The following is an 18,348-nucleotide window of genomic DNA, read 5'->3' as shown; positions in this document are numbered from 1 at the left end:
TCTTGTTTTTATTGATCGACAGGTTGAAGTGCTTCAGCCGCAGCGGTTTCGCTACGTGGAACAGGACGACGGGCTTTTAACAGCACGTGGGTGACCATGCCGAAAATCAGCCCCCAAAATGCAGCGGACAACCCCAACAACGACATGCCCGAGGCAGTGGTGAGAAAGGTCACCAGCGCCGCTTCGCGATCCCTCGGCACGGCCATGGCGCCGGCCAACGCCCCGGCAATCGCGGCGAACAGCGCCAGCCCGGCCAGGGCTGCGATCAGTTCTTTGGGGAACGCCGAAAACAGTGAAACCAGGGTGGCGCCGAAGATCCCCAGCACCAGGTAACACAGGCCGCCCACGACGCCGGCCACATAGCGCTTGCCGGGATTTTCATGGGCCTCGCGGCCGGTGCAAATGGCCGCGGTGATCGCCGCCAGATTCAGCCCGTGACAACCGAACGGTGCCAACAGCGCCGTGCCCAACGCACTGCTGGCGATGATCGGGCCGGCCGGCGTCGAGTAACCGCTGGCGCGCAGCACTGCCATGCCGGGAACAAACTGGCCGGTCAGCGCCACCATCACCAGCGGCAAGGCAATGTTCAGGGTCGCGCTCAGGCTGAACGTCGGGGTGATCCACACCGGCGTGGCAAAACCGATCACCAGCGCTTCGCGGTGCAGATCCCCGCCAACAAAGGCGAGCGAACACCCCACCAGCAGCACCATCAACACCGAATAACGCGGCATCACCCGCTTGCAGATCAGGTAGGTGGCAAACATCGCCAGCACCAGCAACGGCTTGCCCTGCAAAGAGACGAACAACCCGGTGCCGAAGCTGAACAGAATCCCCGCCAGCATCGCTGCCGCAATGGCCGCGGGCAGTTTGCCGATGATCCGGTCAAACGCCCCGGACACCCCGACCAGAAAGATGATCAGGCTGCTGACCAGGTAAGCCCCCACCGCCTCCGGCATGGAGATCCCGGGCAACAGCGCCACCAGCAGCGCCGAACCCGGTGCCGACCACGCGATGATCACCGGTACCCGGTAACGCAGGCTCAGACCTATGCCGAGTACGGCGCTGCCGATGGAAATCGCCCAGACCCAGGACGACAACACTTCTCGCGAGAGGTGCGCGGTCTCGGCCGCCTGGAAGATGATCACCAACGGGCCGGCGTAGGAAATCACCGTGGCGATAAATCCGGCGACTGCCGCCGACAGGGAAAAGTCCTGGAATAACGCTTTCATGAAACCTCGCCGACAGCCCCGTCAGGCGATCCTTGCTGCGCGCCCGGTAGCGGTTGCCGGGCACTGCGCCGACTGCTGATGGCGAACACGGTCATGGCGATCGCGGCCACTGCACCGGGCAAGGCAAAGGCCATGAAGTTCAGCTGCAGCGGCAGGTTGATCCCGAGCAAGGCACCGCCCAGCAGCGGTCCGACGATGGCGCCGTTGCGCCCGATGCCCGACGCCCAGCCCAGACCGGTGGAGCGAATGGTCATGGAATAGAACTGCGCGGCGCAGGCGTACAACAGGATCTGCGAGCCGATGGTCGTGGCGCCGGCAACGGCGATCAGCAGGTACAGCACCGGCATCGGGCTGTTGAATCCCAGCAAGGTGATCGAAACGGCTGCACCGGCGAAGAACACCGCCAACACCCGCGGCAAGTTGAGCTTGTCACCCAACACACCACCGCCAACCGCGCCGAAAATGGCACCGAAGTTGAGTACCAGCAGGAACGACAGACTCGAGCCCAGGCTGTAACCGGCGTTGGCCATCAGTTTCGGCAGCCAGGAACTCAAGGCGTAGACCATCAGCAGGCAGCAGAAAAACGCCAGCCACAGCATCAGCGTACGCAGCGCCCGACCCTCGCGGAACAGTTGCAGTACCGGAGTGCCAGTCCCTTTCACGTCGCTCATGTGCAGTTGATCGCCGGCTTGCGCGACGTAAGCCGGATCAATCCGTTGCAGGATGGTGCGCGCCTCTTCATTGCGCCCTTGGCGCAGCATGAAACCCACCGACTCGGGCAGGAAGTACATGATCAACGGCAACAACAGCAACGGCAGCACCGCCACGTAGAACACTGACTGCCAGCCAAAACTGGGGATCAGCACGATACCGAGCCCCGCCGAAAGCATGCCGCCCACCGAGTAGCCGCTGAACATGATCGCCACCAGCGTGCTGCGGATTTTCTTCGGCGCGTACTCGTTCATCAGTGCCACGACGTTGGGCATCACCCCGCCTATGCCAAGCCCGGCAATAAATCGGCACACACCAAACTCGGTGGGGTTGCGGGCAAATCCGTTGAGCACGGTAAAACCGCTGAAGAGCATCACGCAGATCGTGATGGCCTTTTTGCGGCCGATCCTGTCCGACAGCGGCCCGAAAAACAGCGCGCCGAACATCATTCCGAACAGTGCATAACTGCCCAGTGCGCCCGCCTGCAGGGGACTGAGCCCCCATTCTTTCATCAGCATCGGCAGCACGACGCCGTAGATCACCAGATCGTAACCATCGAAGATGATGATCAGGGCACACCAGAACAGCACCATCCAGTGAAAACGGTTGAATCGTGCGTTGTCGATCACCTCATGTACGTCGATCTTGCGCATGGCATCTGTCTCTTGTTGTTGTTTTAAGAGCGTCGTTAACGCGGCTAACGTCCCGTAAAGCCGAGGGTAAAGCTGCCAGGCACGCGCAAATATCCGCTTTACGCAGATCACTATCCGTTTTGTGCAATGCCCGAACCGGGCGCGGGATGCATGTGTTGCGAGGATGACGCGCGGTAGATCCGGCAGATTTCTGACCCTCTCCGATAAACTGTCTTCTTTGCGATCGCATTTGAACGCTAAGCTTGGGCCTATGGATGATTCAGATTACTTACGCCTGCTGACCATTGCGGCCGAGCAAGCCAACGCGTTTCTCTCCAATGCCCGCAAATGGGAGCGTGAGCGTTGGGTGTGCCAGCGCCTGTTGCAGGGCCTGAACATCCCCTATCGCGCCGACGAGTTCGCACCGGCCGGTGAGCCGCCGGACGTGCTGTTCCGTGACGCCAGTTTCGAGGTGTTCTTCGTCCTCGACGAAGGCCGGCGCCTCAACGACGAGTGGCGCGATGAACTGCAACGACGGCGCAGCGCATTCTCTCTGAGCCAGCTGGTGCGCCGCGAGGCCAAGCCCAGGCGCATTCCGGCCAATGAATTCTTGCTGAGACTGGCACCGACCTTGCGCAAAAAAGCGCATAACTACAAAGAACGCGGCATGGACCTGGGGGAGCTGGACATCATCGCCTTCGCCAGCCTCAAGCGCGAAGTGCTCGATCTCAACAGTCATTTCCCACCGCCTACCGAGTACCTGCGTCAGGGCTGGCGTTCGTTGTCGCTGGTAGGCCCGACGTTCGCACGGGTGTTGTTCGCGCACCCGGATGCACCGGATTTCCTGCGCAGCAACCTGGGTCGCAGCATTGTGTTCGACGTCGGGATCAGCCTGTGAGTCCATTGCAGGAATTGATTGCCGAAGTGCCGCAACAGGGTCGCGTTCGCTGGATCGGCGTGCGACCGGAGCGTCATGCGCCAATGATCGAGCTCGATGCCGTGGAAGCACGTCTCGAGGCTGGCTTGACCGGCGACCGCGCCCGCCCGGGCATACGCAATGCGCGCCAGGTGACGCTGATTCAGTGGGAACACCTGGCGGTGATCAGTTCGCTGATGGGCCGCGCGGATGACCACCCGGTGCTACCTCAGGACCTGCGGCGCAATATAGTCGTCAGCGGCATCAATCTGTTCAGCCTCAAAGGCCGACGCTTCAGGATCGGCCAGGCGATTTTCGAAACCACCGGCTGGTGTCAGCCCTGTGCCCGCCTGCAAACCAACCTCGGCCCCGGGACCTTTCAGGCCGTGCGCGGACATGGCGGAATCACCGCCCGGGTGTTACAAAGTGGAATCATTCGCCTGGACGATACGGTGCGCGTCGAGCCTGTCCCGGACAGCGGCTATGCTCCGTTCAACGCGGGCTAAAACCCGCTTGTAGCTTCCAGACATTCAGCAACGTCTACCTGACGAGGCCCGAAAATGACCAGCCGCCTGAAACCCGAAGACCAGAAGCATGTCGAAGAGTACCTGCACCTGTCCCAGCACCGAGTCGAGCGCCGGCCTTTTCGGCCGTGGATGCTCCTGGTAGTGGTATTGGCAGTGACCATTGGCCTGGGCCTGTTGAGCCGATTTATCAGTTACCTGACGCTATGAGCTGCCTTGCGCTCGCTCGGGTAATTGCACCGATTTCTTTTAGCCTTGCGAGATATCCCCATGACTCATCGTATTGTCATCGTTGGCGGCGGCGCCGGCGGTCTGGAGTTGGCTACCCGTCTGGGTAAGACTCTGGGCAAGCGCGGCACGGCCAGTGTGATGCTGGTCGACGCGAACCTGACCCACATCTGGAAACCGCTGTTGCACGAAGTGGCGGCCGGCTCCCTGAATTCTTCCGAAGACGAACTCAACTATGTTGCCCAGGCAAAATGGAACCACTTCGAGTTCCAGCTGGGGCGCATGAGCGGGCTTGATCGCGCCCGGAAGAAAATCCAGCTGGCCGCGACCTATGACGAAGCCGGCGTGGAGCTGGTCCCGGCCCGTGAAGTGGGCTACGACTCGCTGGTCATTGCCGTTGGCAGCACCACCAACGATTTCGGCACCCAGGGCGCGGCGCAGCATTGCCTGTTCCTCGACACCCGCAAGCAGGCCGAGCGCTTTCATCAGCAATTGCTCAACCATTACCTGCGCGCCCACGCCGGGCAGACCGACACGGTCGAGCAGATCAGCGTCGCCATCGTCGGTGCCGGTGCCACCGGGGTCGAACTGGCCGCCGAGCTGCACAACGCCGCCCATGAGCTGGCGGCCTATGGCCTCGACCGGATCAAGCCGGAAAACATGCACATCACACTGATCGAAGCCGGGCCGCGGGTGCTGCCTGCGCTGCCGGAACGGATTGGCGGGCCGGTGCATAAAACCCTGGAAAAACTCGGGGTCAATGTCATGACCAATGCCGCAGTCAGCGAAGTGACCGCTGACAGCCTGATCACCGCCGATGGCAAAGTGATCAACGCCAGCCTGAAAGTCTGGGCGGCCGGGATTCGCGCTCCGGGTTTTCTCAAGGACATCGATGGCCTGGAGACCAACCGCATCAATCAGCTGCAAGTGCTGCCGACCCTGCAAACCACCCGCGACGAAAACATCTTCGCCTTCGGTGACTGCGCGGCCTGCCCGCAGCCGGGCACCGATCGCAACGTACCGCCACGGGCCCAGGCTGCGCATCAGCAGGCGTCGTTGCTGGCCAAATCGCTGAAATTGCGGATCGAAGGCAAGGCACTGCCAGAGTACAAGTACACCGACTACGGCTCCTTGATCTCGCTGTCGCGTTTTTCGGCTGTGGGTAACTTGATGGGCAACCTGACCGGCAGCGTCATGCTCGAAGGTTGGTTGGCCCGGATGTTTTATGTGTCGCTGTACCGCATGCACCAGATGGCACTGTATGGCGCGTTCCGCACGGCGATGCTGATGCTGGGCAGCAAGATCGGGCGCGGGACTGAGCCTCGGCTCAAGTTGCATTAAGATCTTCAGCGTCTGCTAAGGCGTCATCTCGGTGCAAGCCCGCTCCCACAGGTTATTCGTCGACCTTCGAATCAGGGTCCGACACCAGACCTGTGGGAGCGAGCTTGCTCGCGATAGCGTCCGTACAGTCGACATCAAAGTCGCCAGACACGCCGCTATCGCGAGCAAGCTCGCTCCCACATTTTTTCCTCATTGGCCTGCAGGTCTGTGTCTCACTGTATCTCTCCCCCCGATCCAGCCCGCTCGCTTACAAACTCCCCCCTTGCGCGACACAGTAGCGATACACCAGCCCCGCTAAATGGCCACACCCGAGCAAGGCACGCCGCCTGCACAGGGTTATCGCCGCACCTTGGCGTCCTTTATCGAACGGTTGTGTCGTGCAACCCAGGAGAATCTAAATGTCCCGTACCCCTACTCCCGGCAAGAACACCCTTGGCCTGCTTGGTGTCGTTTTGGCCGGCGGCATGATGTTGTCCGGTTCCGTGTTCGCTTCTCAGCCTCTGACCCAGGGCTATCTGCTGGCCTCGGCTGAACAGGTGGTGAAAACCCCGGAAGGCAAATGTGGCGAAGGCAAGTGTGGCGATGAATCGATGGCCCGGACCGATACCGATGGTGACGGCAAGGTATCCCGCGCGGAATTCCTGAAAGTGGCCCCCAAGGCTGACTTCGACAAGATCGACACCAACCATGATGGCCAGATCGACGAACAAGAGGCTTTTGATAACGTGAAGGCCAACTACGAAGCCAATGGCAAAAAAATGCCAAAAGGCTTGTTCGAGCACCTGAAAGACAACAGTTAAGTCCTGAAGCAACGAACCCGCCCCGCCTTTCTTCCAGGAAACGCGGGGTTTTGTTTGTGCACTGCTTTCGGCAGACAAAAAAAATCCCCGTATCTTTCGATACGAGGATTTTTAATATGGTCGGGGTAAGGGGATTCGAACTCCTGACATCCTGCTCCCAAAGCAGGCGCGCTACCGGACTGCGCTATACCCCGGTAAAAAAAAGGCGACCTTTACAAGTCGCCTTCTTCGATCAGCGCTTTTGGCCTCTGATCTTAAGATCTGATCCCAGCGTTAACTGGTTTCAAAAATGGTGGGTCGTGTGGGATTCGAACCTACGACCAATTGGTTAAAAGCCAACTGCTCTACCAACTGAGCTAACGACCCAAAAATGGTCGGGGTAAGGGGATTCGAACTCCTGACATCCTGCTCCCAAAGCAGGCGCGCTACCGGACTGCGCTATACCCCGGTTTGAAATTGGCTCCGTGACCAGGACTCGAACCTGGGACCCAATGATTAACAGTCATTTGCTCTACCGACTGAGCTATCACGGAACTACATATTTCAATTACAACATTTGAAGCTTTACAGCGTTCTCTTCGACTCGTTCGCATCGCTGCGTTCGTGTGTCTGAGGCGCGCTATTCTACAATCTTCACAACCTCTGTCAACCCCCTAAATTGCTTTCAAGTTAATGATTTGCAACTTATTTTAGATTCCTGCTTGGGGAGCGGAAACCCTGGCGGGTGACTTACTGCGGGGCGCACTTTACAAGCCTTTTCCTTAGAGTTCAACAGCCTGGCGAAAAAAAGGCCTCGCGATGCGAGGCCTCCTGTAGGAGCGAGCTTGCTCGCGAAAAACTTCAGAACAACGCGTTCATCCAGACAGCGCGCGTTATCGTTGACGTCCATCGCGAGCAAGCTCGCTCCTACAGTTGTTAAAGTGGATCAGGCGAAAACGATTTCGTCGTTTTTCACAACACCCTTGGCGGTATCGCCGGGCATGAAACGACCCGACAGAATCAGCTGCGCCAACGGGTTCTCGATCCAGCGCTGGATCGCTCGCTTGAGCGGTCGTGCACCGTATACCGGGTCGTAACCGACCGCGATCAGCTTGTCCATCGCCTCCGGGCTGAGTTCCAGCTTCAGCTCCCGTTCGGTCAGACGAGCGCGCAGACGCCCCAACTGGATCTCGGTGATGCCCGCGATCTGATCCCGCGCCAGCGGCTCGAAGATCACCACTTCGTCGACCCGGTTGATGAACTCCGGCCGGAAGTGAGTGGAAATCGCATCCATCACCGCCGCGCGTTGCGCCTCACGATCACCGACCAGTTCCTGGATCTGCACCGATCCCAGGTTGGACGTCATGACAATCACGGTATTCTTGAAATCCACCGTGCGGCCATGGCTGTCGGTCAGGCGGCCATCTTCAAGCACTTGCAGCAAGATGTTGAAGACGTCCGGGTGGGCCTTCTCGACCTCGTCCAGGAGGATCACCGAGTAAGGCTTGCGACGCACCGCCTCGGTCAGGTAACCGCCTTCTTCATAACCTACGTAGCCTGGTGGCGCGCCGATCAGTCGAGCCACGGAATGTTTCTCCATGAATTCGGACATGTCGATGCGCACCATCGCCTCTTCGGTATCAAAGAGGAACTCGGCCAGCGCCTTGCACAACTCGGTTTTACCGACCCCGGTCGGGCCGAGGAACATGAACGAGCCGCTCGGGCGATTCGGGTCGGACAAACCGGCCCGCGAACGCCGCACCGCGTTGGACACGGCAATCACCGCTTCGTCCTGGCCGATCACACGCTGGTGTAACAGGCTTTCCATCTTCATCAGCTTGTCGCGCTCGCCTTCGAGCATTTTCGACACCGGAATGCCGGTCCACTTCGACACGACTTCGGCGATCTCTTCTTCAGTCACCTTGCTGCGCAGCAACTGGTTTTCGCTTTTGCCGTGCTGGTCGACCATCTGCAGGCTGCGCTCCAGGTCCGGGATCACCCCGTATTGCAGCTCGGCCATGCGGTTCAGGTCGCCTTTGCGGCGCGCCGTTTCCAGTTCCTGACGGGACTGTTCGATTTTCTGCTGGATCTGCGCCGAGCCCTGGACTTCGGCCTTTTCCGCATTCCAGATTTCTTCCAGGTCCGAGTACTCACGTTCGAGCCGGGCGATTTCTTCCTGGAGTTTTTCCAGGCGTTTCTTCGCCGCGTCGTCACTTTCTTTCTTCAGCGCCTGGGATTCGACCTTCAGCTGAATCAGGCGCCGCTCCAGACGGTCCAGCACTTCCGGCTTGGAGTCGATTTCCATGCGGATGCGGCTGGCGGCTTCGTCGATCAGGTCGATGGCCTTGTCCGGCAACTGACGATCGGTAATGTAGCGATGGCTGAGCTTGGCGGCGGCTATGATCGCGCCGTCGGTGATCGCCACCTTGTGGTGAACCTCGTAGCGCTCTTTCAGGCCACGCAGGATCGCAATGGTGTCTTCTTCGCTCGGCTCATCCACCAGGACTTTCTGGAAGCGCCGTTCGAGGGCGGCATCCTTCTCTATATATTGGCGGTACTCGTTGAGCGTGGTGGCGCCGACGCAATGCAGTTCACCGCGAGCCAGTGCCGGCTTGAGCATGTTGCCGGCATCCATCGAGCCTTCGCCCTTGCCGGCGCCGACCATGGTATGCAGCTCATCGATGAACAGGATGATCTGCCCTTCCTGCTTCGACAGCTCGTTGAGCAGGGATTTGAGGCGTTCCTCGAACTCGCCGCGATATTTGGCACCGGCAATCAGCGACCCCATGTCCAGGGACAGCAGGCGCTTGCCTTTCAGGCCATCGGGCACTTCACCGTTGATGATGCGCTGGGCCAGGCCTTCTGCGATCGCGGTTTTACCGACGCCAGGCTCACCGATCAGCACCGGGTTGTTCTTGGTGCGACGCTGCAGCACCTGGATGGTCCGGCGAATTTCATCGTCACGGCCGATCACCGGATCGAGCTTGCCTTCTTCGGCGCGCTTGGTCAGGTCGACGGTGTACTTATCCAGGGCCTGGCGCGACTCCTCGTGGTTGGCGTCATTGACGGCCTCACCGCCACGCAGGTTGTTGATCGCGTTTTCCAGGGCTTTTTTGCTCACGCCCTGGCCGAGCAACAACTTGCCAAGCTTGCTGTTCTCGTCCATGGCGGCGAGCAGCACCAGTTCGCTGGAAATGAACTGATCGCCCTTCTGCTGGGCCAGGCGGTCGGCCTGGTTGAGCAGGCGCGCCAGATCCTGCGACATATTGACGTCGCCAGTCGGGTTCTGGATTTTCGGCAGCTGATCGAGCTCTTTGGTCAGCGCTTTACGCAGGCTGTTGACGTCGAAGCCCACCTGCATCAGCAGCGGCTTGATCGAACCACCCTGCTGTTCAAGCATCGCCTGCATCAAATGCGCCGGCTCAATGCCCGGATGATCGAGACCGACGGCCAGGGATTGGGCGTCGGACAAGGCTAACTGCAACTTGCTGGTTAAACGGTCTATACGCATGGTTCACCTTCCTTTTGAGCAGGCCGGACCGATAAAACATCCTGAATGAAGAAACCTGCCAGATACCTCATTAGATGTGGTCGATTCTGGGAGATTCAAGCGTCCTGATGTTGATGCAGGTCAGGCAAGTCTAGCGTTCGTGCCCTGTCTCACGAATACGTTCCTCTTTTGGCGAGTGGCTGTTGTCGTCAGGCAAGGCGCCGCGACGAGTCATAGCCCGCTATGGCGAGGAGCGGCAACGCAGCATGACGGCAACAGACACCGTCAAAAAGGAACAGTATTCGTGAGACAGGGCACTAGGGGGCGTTCTCAATTAGTTTCCCCTCCGCGCCGGGTCTGCTGTTGTGCAGGGCAAGGCGCGAGAAGCGTGGTTTGGTCATTCCAAATAAGCTTCGAGCAACGCAGCCCTGCACAACAGCAGGCCCGGCCCTTCGGGTTGTGCCTTAAAGCGGGCCAGGCTGCGTTGCAGGCCTTGGAAAGGGAACAACCATTCCCAGCGGCCTGCGCCTTGCCTGGCCCGCTTTAAGGCGACAACGCGGTGGGGAAACTAATTGAGAACGCCCCCTAGAGCCAGATCAGGGAGGCAAACCGACCAGTGCGAGGACTGCGGCGGTAAGAAAAGAAGCGCGGATCTGTGACAGTGCAGAAACCGCCGCCATAGATGGCCGTGATACCGCGGACGGCCAGACGCAATCGTGCCAGCTGATAGATATCAGCCATGAATTTGCCAGCATTTGGGCTCGGCACAAAGGCTTTGGCGGCTTCAGGCAGTTGCTCGACGAAGGTTTCGCGTACTTCCGGGCCGACTTCAAAGGCTTGCGGGCCAATGGCCGGGCCGAGCCAGACCAGCACTTCTTCTGGCGGCACAGCCAGACTGTCGAGAGTGGCTTCCAGCACCCCCGCCGCCAACCCGCGCCAGCCGGCATGAGCCGCCGCCACACGAGTGCCGGCACGGTCGCAAAAAAGTACTGGCAGACAATCGGCGGTCATCGCCGTACAGGCTATACCGGGCGTTGCCGTCCAGCTGGCGTCGGCAGTCGCCACCAGGCCCGGGTCGGCATGAGCCACGGCAATGCCGTGAACCTGCTGCAACCAGGCCGGTTGAATAGAGAATTGATCGGTGAGGCGACGGCGGTTTTCGGCAACGGCTTCGGGGCTGTCGTCGACGTGATCGCCGAGGTTGAGGCTGTCGAACGGCGCCAGACTGACGCCGCCCGCACGGGTGGTCACACAGGCTTTCACCCCGGCCGGCGCGGGCCAGTCGGGAATCAGCCAGTCACTCATCCGATGAACGCCTCGCGGTCTTGCTTGAGCAGCGTCAGCAACCAGACGAAGTCGTCCGGCAGTGGCGATTCCCAACTCATGCGTTTACCGGTGGTCGGATGATCCAGCTCCAGGAACCGCGCGTGCAGTGCCTGACGCGGAAAAGCCTTCAACGATTCGATCATGGTCACACTGGCTGCCGGCGGGATGCGGAAACGACCGCCGTAGGCAGGATCTCCGACCAACGGGAAGTTGATGTGGGCCATGTGTACCCGAATCTGGTGCGTACGACCGGTTTCCAGCTTGACCCGCACGTGAGTGTGGGAGCGGAAACGCTCGAGCACGCGGTAATGGCTGACAGCCTGCTTGCCACCTTCCATGACGGCCATGCGCTGGCGTTGCTGGCCATGACGACCGATCGGCGCGTTGATCTTGCCGCCGGCGGTGACCACACCGATCACGATGCATTCGTAGATCCGGCTGACGCTGCGACTTTGCAGTTGCGTGACCAGCTGGGTCTGCGCCTGAATGGTCTTGGCCACCACCATCAGACCGGTGGTGTCCTTGTCCAGACGATGCACGATACCGGCGCGGGGCACATTGATAATGTCCGGCACATGGTGCAGCAAGGCGTTGAGCAAGGTGCCATCAGCATGACCGGCAGCCGGATGCACCACCAGGCCCGCAGGCTTGTTGATCACCAGAATGTCGTCGTCTTCATAGACAATGTCCAGCTCGATGTCCTGAGCGATCCATTCGCCCTGAGCTTCCTGCTCGGCAGTCAGTTCAAGAATGGCGCCACCGTGAACGATGTCTCGCGGGCGGATAACCGCCCCATCCACAGTCAGGCGGCCGTCTTTGATCCAGGCGGAAAGGCGCGAGCGCGAGTGCTCAGCGAATAATTGTGCGGCGACTTGATCGAGGCGTTGGCCGCCCAATTCGGACGGCACCTCTGCGCGAAGTTCAATTTTATCGGACATGCTCAGACTAGGCGTCGGCACAGCTTTTGGTTTCGGCTGCGCGCTTGTGGTTAAATACGGCGTCTTTTGCCCCGAAGCTATTCAACGGGGCGCTCATCATAACAGGACGGCCCCGCCCAAGACAGCGGCCGTCATAGGGACGCAAGCCGCCATGCAAGTGAAACACCTGCTGCTGATCGCCATCCTCGCATTGACCGCTGCTTGCTCATCGAAGGAAGTCGTAGATGAAAACCTGAGCGAAGTCGAGCTGTACCAGCAGGCTCAGCACGATCTGGACAATAGCAACTACACCAGCGCCACAGCCAAGCTGAAGGCCCTGGAGTCGCGTTATCCGTTCGGCCGCTACGCTGATCAGGCTCAACTCGAGCTCATCTACGCCAACTACAAGAACACCGAGCCCGAGGCTGCGAAGTCCGCCGCCGAGCGTTTCATTCGTCTGCACCCACAGCACCCGAACGTCGATTACGCCTACTACCTCAAGGGTCTGACTTCTTTCGACCAGGACGTCGGCCTGCTGTCGCGCTTCCTGCCGCTGGACATGACCAAGCGTGACCCGGGTGCCGCTCGCGACTCGTACAACGAGTTCGCCCAGCTGACCAGCCGCTTCCCGAACAGCCGCTACTCGCCGGACGCCAAGCAGCGCATGATCTACCTGCGCAACCTGCTGGCCGCTTACGAGATTCACGTTGCCGACTATTACCTGACCCGTCAGGCCTATGTCGCCGCCGCGAACCGTGGGCGCTACGTGGTGGAAAACTTTCAGGAAACCCCATCGGTCGGCGACGGCCTGGCGGTGATGACCGAGGCCTACCAGCGTCTGCACCTGGACGAACTGGCCAACACCAGCCTCGAAACCCTGAAGCTCAACTACCCGAACCATCCAAGCCTGGTCGACGGTCAGTTCACGCCGTCGGTCGACGAAGCCGACAACCGTTCGTGGTTGAGCAAGGCCACCCTGGGCCTGATCGAATCCCGTCCGCCGCTGCCGCCGGGCGAAACCCGCGCCAACCAGGACGTGCAGAAGCAGTTCCAGGAAGCCAAGGATGCGATCCCAAGCGACCTCAAGCCTAAAGATGCAGATGGCGACGTGATCGAAGAAGAGGAACACGAGTCCGAAGCCAACAACAGCGACCGCTCGTGGTTCAGCTACATGACCTTCGGCGTGTTCGACTGATATACGGCGAGTCAGTGTAGGAGCAGCCGGTCGACGCTCGATTGCTCGCGAAAAACGTCCAGACGACGCGTTTATTCAGAAGAAACGCGTTATCGTTGACGTCAATCGCGAGCAATCGAGCGTCGACCGGCTGCTCCTACAGGCTGTGCGCAGGTCATGTCCTTGCTAAACTGCCTGATCATTAGCTAATAAAGCAGCTCGCCATGCTTCGTTTATTGTTCTGGATCGCCCTGATTGCCGCTGCGGTATGGTTCTGGCGCAAGTTCAAGGCTTCTTCCTCCGCACCCAAGTCCTCCGCCGAGCTGGAAGCAGCACCGATGGTCCGCTGCGCGCATTGCGGCGTCCACCTGCCCCGCGACCGCGCGCTGAACCTCCAACAACAGTGGTATTGCAGCCAGGCTCACCTTGAGCAAGGCCCGGGTTCAAGTGATCGCTGAGACGTCCAGTCCCGGCAGCAAACAGGCCCAGCGACTGCTGCGTCTCTATCATCTTTACCGTTTAAGCGTTGGCCTCACCCTGGTGTTGTTGATCTCCAGCAACATGGACAACCAGTTGCTGAAGTTCGCCAATGACGACTTGTTGCGCACTGGCAGCTGGCTGTACCTGGTACTCAATATTCTGCTGGTGGTGTTTCTTGAGAACACCCGCCGCCCGGCGCAGTTGTTCAGTCTGGCGCTGACCGACGTGCTGCTGCTGTGCGGCCTGTTCTACGCCGGCGGCGGCGTGGCCAGCGCCATCGGCAATCTGCTGATCGTCTCGGTGGCAATCAGCAACACCTTGTTGCGGCGGCGTATCGGCTTGCTGATTGCCGCTGTCGGCGCGCTCGGCATCGTCGGGCTGAGCCTGCTGATAAGCTTCAGCCATCCGACCAGCCCCAACGACTACCTGCAAGTCGGCACGCTGGGCGCCCTGTGCTTCGCCGCAGCACTGTTGGTACAAGGCCTGACCCGGCGCCTGGAAGTCAGTGAAAGCCTGGCCGAGCAACGGGCCAGCGAAGTGGTCGGCCTCGAAGCCCTCAATGCGCTGATCCTGCAACGCATGCGCACCGGCATCCTGGTACTCGACGACCAGCGACGGGTGCAACTGGCCAATCACGGCGCGTTGACACTGCTGGGGCTGGACGGGCTTGAAGGCCAACTGATCGATGATTACTCGCCCACCCTGGTCGAACGCCTGCAACTGTGGCGCAACAATCCGACGCTGCGCCCCCAGAGCATTAAAGTCGATGGAAGTGGCCTGGAGCTGCAACCGAGCTTTATCGCCCTGGACCAAAGCCCCCATTACCAGATTCTGGTGTTTCTCGAAGACCTCGCCCAGATCGCCCAACAGGCCCAACAATTGAAACTCGCCGCCCTCGGCCGCCTGACAGCTGGCATTGCCCATGAAGTACGCAATCCACTGGGCGCCATCAGTCACGCCGCGCAGCTATTACAGGAATCAGAGGAACTCAATGGCGCGGATCGACGTCTGACCCAGATTATTCAAGACCACTCTCAGCGAATGAATCGGGTAATCGAAAACGTCCTGCAACTGTCCCGTCGCCAACAAACCGTGGCGCATCGGCTCGACCTGAAGCCGTGGCTGGAACAGTTCGTCGCCGAAACCCGCGAGCGCGCGACCGAGCGTCAGCAGATTCACCTGCACATAGGGTCGGGCGACTTCAAAACCCTGATGGACCCGAACCAGCTGATCCAGATACTCGACAATCTGGTGCGCAACGGCTGGCGCCATAGCATCCAGGTCCACGATCAGGCGCAGGTCTGGCTCCAATTGTTTATCGACCGCGACAGCCAGCTGCCGATTCTCGAGGTCCGGGACGATGGAACCGGCGTGGCGCCGGACCATCAGGCACAGCTGTTCGAACCGTTCTTCACCACCAGCACCCAAGGGACGGGGCTTGGACTTTATCTGTCCCGTGAGCTGTGCGAAAGCAACCAGGCCCGCCTAGACTTCAAACCACGCCAAGGCGGCGGCTGCTTTCGTATCACCTTTGCTCACGGACGGAAACAAAGTTGAACACAAGCCCACGGCAAAAAGTCCTGATCGTCGACGACGAGCCGGACATCCGCGAACTCCTGGAAATCACTCTGGGACGGATGAATCTCGACACCTTCAGTGCCCGCAACGTTGACGCAGCCCAGGCTCTGCTGACGCGCGAGACATTCGACCTGTGCCTGACCGACATGCGCCTGCCGGACGGCACCGGCCTGGAGCTGGTGCACTACATCCAGCAACGGCATCCACAGGTACCGGTGGCAATGATTACGGCCTTTGGCAGCCTTGAAACAGCGATCAACGCACTCAAGGCCGGGGCCTTCGACTTCCTGACCAAACCGGTAGACCTTTCCCGTCTGCGGGAACTGGTCACCAGCGCCCTGCGCCTGACCGCGCCGGGCGGTGCCAGCAGCACCGTCGATCGGCAGTTGCTGGGTGACTCATTGCCCATGCGCAGCCTGCGCAAACACATCGACAAACTGGCCCGCAGTCAGGCCCCGGTGTACATCAGCGGCGAGTCTGGCAGCGGCAAGGAACTGGTCGCGCGACTGATCCACGAGCAGGGGCCGCGGGCCAACCGCCCCTTTATCCCGGTGAACTGCGGGGCGATTCCCTCGGAATTGATGGAAAGCGAGTTTTTCGGCCACCGCAAAGGCAGCTTCAGCGGTGCCATCGAGGACAAGCCCGGCCTGTTCCAGGCGGCCCATGGCGGTACGCTGTTCCTCGACGAAGTGGCTGATTTGCCACTGGCGATGCAGGTCAAACTGCTGCGGGCGATTCAGGAAAAAGCCGTGCGCAGTGTCGGTGGCCAGCAGGAAACCGTGGTCGATGTGCGCATCCTCTGCGCCACCCACAAAGACCTCGACGCAGAAGTCGCCGCCGAGCGCTTCCGCCAGGATTTGTACTACCGGCTGAACGTGATCGAGTTGCGGGTTCCGTCCTTGCGCGAACGTCGCGACGATATAGAGACTCTGGCCATCCATGTTCTCAAACGCCTGGCAGCCGGCAGTGGCCAGCCCGCCGCCAGACTCCACCCACACGCCCTCGACGCGCTGAAAAGCTATCGTTTTCCGGGCAATGTGCGGGAACTGGAGAACATGCTCGAACGGGCTCACACGCTGTGTGAAAACCAACAGATCGAAGCCGGCGACCTACGATTGGCCGAAGGCAACTGTGTCGCGCAGGGCGGTGTGCCGGACCTGACGCAGATCGACAACCTGGAGGATTATCTGGAAAACGTTGAGCGCAAACTGATCCTCCAGGCGCTGGAGGAAACCCGCTGGAACCGTACGGCGGCGGCACAGCGGTTGAATCTTTCGTTTCGGTCGATGCGTTACCGGCTGAAGAAATTGGGACTGGATTGAGGGCCCTATCGCGGGCAAGCCTGCTCCCACAGGGATCTGCTGTGAACACAGAACCGCAGGCAACCTGGAACACTGTGGGAGCGGGCTTGCTCCGGGCGGCGTTCCGACGATAGCGATCTGACAGGCGCCGAAAAATCCGTGGCTAAATTCGCCCTTCTGGCGCATACGGCGCCGGATCGATAATCGGCTCACGCCCTACCATCACATCCGCAAACAACTGACACGACGCCGGCGCCAACACCAGCCCATTGCGGTAATGCCCGCAGTTGAGCCACAGGCCCTCAAACCCGGGCACCCGGCCAATGTAAGGAATGCCCTCCGGTGAACCCGGCCGCAACCCGGCCCAATGCCCGACCACTTCGGCCTCCGCCAATGCCGGAATCAACTCCACCGCCGACGCCTTCAGGCTTTCCAGGGCAGACTCGGTCGGTGTCTTGTCGAAACCTTCATGCTCCAGCGTACTGCCAATCAGAATGTGCCCGTCGCGCCGGGGAATCGCATAACGCCCCTTGGCCAGTACCATGCTCGGCAGAAAGTCCGCCGCGCACTTGTAAAGAATCATCTGTCCTTTGACCGGTTCGACCGGCAGGTCCAGACCCAGGCTCTTGAGCAAATCACCACTCCAGGCGCCAGCCGTCAGCACCACCTGATCGCCACGAATGGCGCCCGCCGAGGTTTGCACCCCGACTACAGCAGTGCCTTCATGGATGAACCCGCTGACTTCGCAGTGCTCATGAATCGTCACGTTCGGCAACGCCAGCAACGCAGCCTTGAGGGATTTCACCAACCGCGGATTGCGCACATTAGCCACATCGGCCATGTAGATCGCCCGGGAAAAACCGGCACCGAGCACCGGCACCGCATCGTGGGCCGCCGAGATATCCACAGCCCGCAACGGCCGGTTTTCACGCTCGGCCCAGGCCAGCGCTTCGGCTTCGTCATCGAGATCCAGCCAATACAAACCGGTGGTGTGCACCTCAGGATCAATCCCGGTCGCCGCGAACAAGCGCTCGCCCAGCTGCGGATAAAAATCCTGGGACCAATGGGCCAACGCGGTGACCGCCGGGCTGTAGCGCCATGGATAGAGCGGCGACACGATCCCGCCACCGGCCCAGGAAGACTCCTGACCGACATTCGAGCGATCCAGCAATACAACGCTCTGCACTTCGGAGGCGAGATTGAATGCCGTCAGCAAACCTATTACGCCGCCACCGACAATCACCACTTGCTGTTGCCTGGTCATGTTCTGATCCAACCGTTAAATAGACAGAGGGCGAAAAGGCGCCCGAAAAGGAATTCAGCGACCCCAGCAATCCTTGGTGGTCAGGCCGGCCGCAGCATTCTCCATGCTTCTGACGCCGGTGTTGGTGATAGTGAAATCCCCACACTTGTCCGTCGCCATGGCGCTGCCCGCCTTGCGCACAGCCGTCAACTTGAAGGCCTGATCGGTCAAGGCCGGAGTGATCGTGTAAAAATCATTGCCGGCGCTCAGGCCGGTTGCACCGGTGTAGACATTCGACTTCGAATAAAACCGTTCGAGAATCTGCGCCTGCTCGGAGAGCAAACCCGCCACTTCAGTCCGGCGACCTTTCTTCACGTACTCGGTGAGGCTCGGGTAGCCAATGGTGATGACGATCCCGATGATCGCAATCACGATCATGATTTCAATCAGGGTAAAACCTCGGTTGGTTCTGCGCATGC

Annotated in this window: 16 protein-coding genes and 4 tRNA genes; 9 read left to right on the top strand and 11 right to left on the bottom strand. The window is 60.1% G+C overall.

The window, feature by feature from the left end:
- Positions 1–8: 8 nt before the first annotated feature.
- Together ACA062_RS03720 and ACA062_RS03715 are read right to left on the bottom strand one after the other, a co-directional pair.
- Complete coding sequence (locus ACA062_RS03720) at positions 9–1,229, bottom strand: benzoate/H(+) symporter BenE family transporter (RefSeq protein ID WP_497455263.1); 1,221 nt, start codon at positions 1,227–1,229, stop codon at positions 9–11.
- Complete coding sequence (locus tag ACA062_RS03715; protein ID WP_497455262.1) at positions 1,226–2,593, bottom strand: aromatic acid/H+ symport family MFS transporter; 1,368 nt, start codon at positions 2,591–2,593, stop codon at positions 1,226–1,228. Before ACA062_RS03715 ends, ACA062_RS03720 begins: the two co-directional genes overlap by 4 nt.
- Positions 2,594–2,843: 250 nt before the next feature.
- Between ACA062_RS03715 and ACA062_RS03710 the strand changes: the two genes are divergently transcribed.
- The 5 genes from ACA062_RS03710 to ACA062_RS03690 all read left to right on the top strand — a co-directional run bounded on the left by ACA062_RS03710 (position 2,844) and on the right by ACA062_RS03690 (position 6,381).
- Entirely contained in the window at positions 2,844–3,470 is a 627-nt protein-coding gene (locus tag ACA062_RS03710) for a DUF1780 domain-containing protein (protein WP_007970534.1), read from the top strand.
- Positions 3,467–3,994, top strand: a complete 528-nt coding sequence (locus tag ACA062_RS03705; RefSeq protein WP_497455261.1) for an MOSC domain-containing protein — start codon at positions 3,467–3,469, stop codon at positions 3,992–3,994. Before ACA062_RS03710 ends, ACA062_RS03705 begins: the two co-directional genes overlap by 4 nt.
- A 54-nt stretch (positions 3,995–4,048) precedes the next feature.
- Positions 4,049–4,222: a DUF3094 domain-containing protein gene (locus ACA062_RS03700; RefSeq protein ID WP_128870793.1), complete on the top strand. Its 174-nt coding sequence runs from the start codon at positions 4,049–4,051 to the stop codon at positions 4,220–4,222.
- Positions 4,223–4,282: 60 nt separating this feature from the next.
- Positions 4,283–5,581: an NAD(P)/FAD-dependent oxidoreductase gene (locus ACA062_RS03695; protein WP_497455260.1), complete on the top strand. Its 1,299-nt coding sequence runs from the start codon at positions 4,283–4,285 to the stop codon at positions 5,579–5,581.
- Between the two features lie 398 nt (positions 5,582–5,979).
- A complete protein-coding gene (locus tag ACA062_RS03690) occupies positions 5,980–6,381 on the top strand; it encodes an HvfA family oxazolone/thioamide-modified RiPP metallophore (RefSeq protein WP_497455259.1) in 402 nt (133 codons plus the stop codon).
- 117 nt (positions 6,382–6,498) lie between these two features.
- On the opposite strand, the gene ACA062_RS03685 is transcribed toward ACA062_RS03690, so the two are convergent.
- From ACA062_RS03685 to rluD, 7 genes are all read right to left on the bottom strand, one after another.
- Positions 6,499–6,575 (bottom strand) — tRNA-Pro (locus ACA062_RS03685).
- A 96-nt stretch (positions 6,576–6,671) separates the two neighbouring features.
- Positions 6,672–6,747, bottom strand: a tRNA-Lys gene (locus ACA062_RS03680).
- 5 nt (positions 6,748–6,752) lie between these two features.
- A tRNA-Pro gene (locus ACA062_RS03675) sits at positions 6,753–6,829 on the bottom strand.
- 9 nt (positions 6,830–6,838) lie between these two features.
- Positions 6,839–6,914 (bottom strand) — tRNA-Asn (locus ACA062_RS03670).
- A gap of 392 nt (positions 6,915–7,306) precedes the next feature.
- A complete protein-coding gene (clpB, locus tag ACA062_RS03665; protein ID WP_497455258.1) occupies positions 7,307–9,871 on the bottom strand; it encodes an ATP-dependent chaperone ClpB in 2,565 nt (854 codons plus the stop codon).
- Positions 9,872–10,435: 564 nt separating this feature from the next.
- Positions 10,436–11,155 carry a peptidoglycan editing factor PgeF gene (gene pgeF / locus ACA062_RS03660; protein WP_497455257.1) on the bottom strand — a complete coding sequence of 240 codons (720 nt, stop codon included), beginning with the start codon at positions 11,153–11,155 and terminating at the stop codon, positions 10,436–10,438.
- Positions 11,152–12,114 carry a 23S rRNA pseudouridine(1911/1915/1917) synthase RluD gene (gene rluD / locus ACA062_RS03655; RefSeq protein WP_046048807.1) on the bottom strand — a complete coding sequence of 321 codons (963 nt, stop codon included), beginning with the start codon at positions 12,112–12,114 and terminating at the stop codon, positions 11,152–11,154. The genes pgeF and rluD overlap by 4 nt, the downstream gene beginning before the upstream one ends.
- 151 nt (positions 12,115–12,265) lie before the next feature.
- Here rluD and ACA062_RS03650 point away from each other — a divergent pair, with 151 nt between their 5' ends.
- From ACA062_RS03650 to ACA062_RS03635, 4 genes are all read left to right on the top strand, one after another.
- Entirely contained in the window at positions 12,266–13,288 is a 1,023-nt protein-coding gene (locus tag ACA062_RS03650) for an outer membrane protein assembly factor BamD (protein WP_497455256.1), read from the top strand.
- A gap of 203 nt (positions 13,289–13,491) precedes the next feature.
- Complete coding sequence (locus ACA062_RS03645) at positions 13,492–13,725, top strand: PP0621 family protein (RefSeq protein WP_128870787.1); 234 nt, start codon at positions 13,492–13,494, stop codon at positions 13,723–13,725.
- Entirely contained in the window at positions 13,715–15,304 is a 1,590-nt protein-coding gene (locus ACA062_RS03640) for a sensor histidine kinase (RefSeq protein ID WP_497455255.1), read from the top strand. The genes ACA062_RS03645 and ACA062_RS03640 overlap by 11 nt, the downstream gene beginning before the upstream one ends.
- A complete protein-coding gene (locus ACA062_RS03635) occupies positions 15,301–16,647 on the top strand; it encodes a sigma-54-dependent transcriptional regulator (protein WP_497455254.1) in 1,347 nt (448 codons plus the stop codon). The genes ACA062_RS03640 and ACA062_RS03635 overlap by 4 nt, the downstream gene beginning before the upstream one ends.
- Positions 16,648–16,789: 142 nt before the next feature.
- On the opposite strand, the gene thiO is transcribed toward ACA062_RS03635, so the two are convergent.
- Together thiO and ACA062_RS03625 are read right to left on the bottom strand one after the other, a co-directional pair.
- Positions 16,790–17,890: a glycine oxidase ThiO gene (gene thiO / locus ACA062_RS03630; protein ID WP_497455253.1), complete on the bottom strand. Its 1,101-nt coding sequence runs from the start codon at positions 17,888–17,890 to the stop codon at positions 16,790–16,792.
- Positions 17,891–17,944: 54 nt separating this feature from the next.
- A complete protein-coding gene (locus ACA062_RS03625; protein WP_497455252.1) occupies positions 17,945–18,346 on the bottom strand; it encodes a type IV pilin protein in 402 nt (133 codons plus the stop codon).
- Positions 18,347–18,348 lie beyond the last annotated feature (2 nt).

It is taken from the genome of Pseudomonas sp. LBUM1679 (assembly GCF_059695565.1).
The sequence above is the reverse complement of the archived record's forward strand: the minus strand, read 5'-3'. Positions and strand labels throughout refer to the sequence as shown.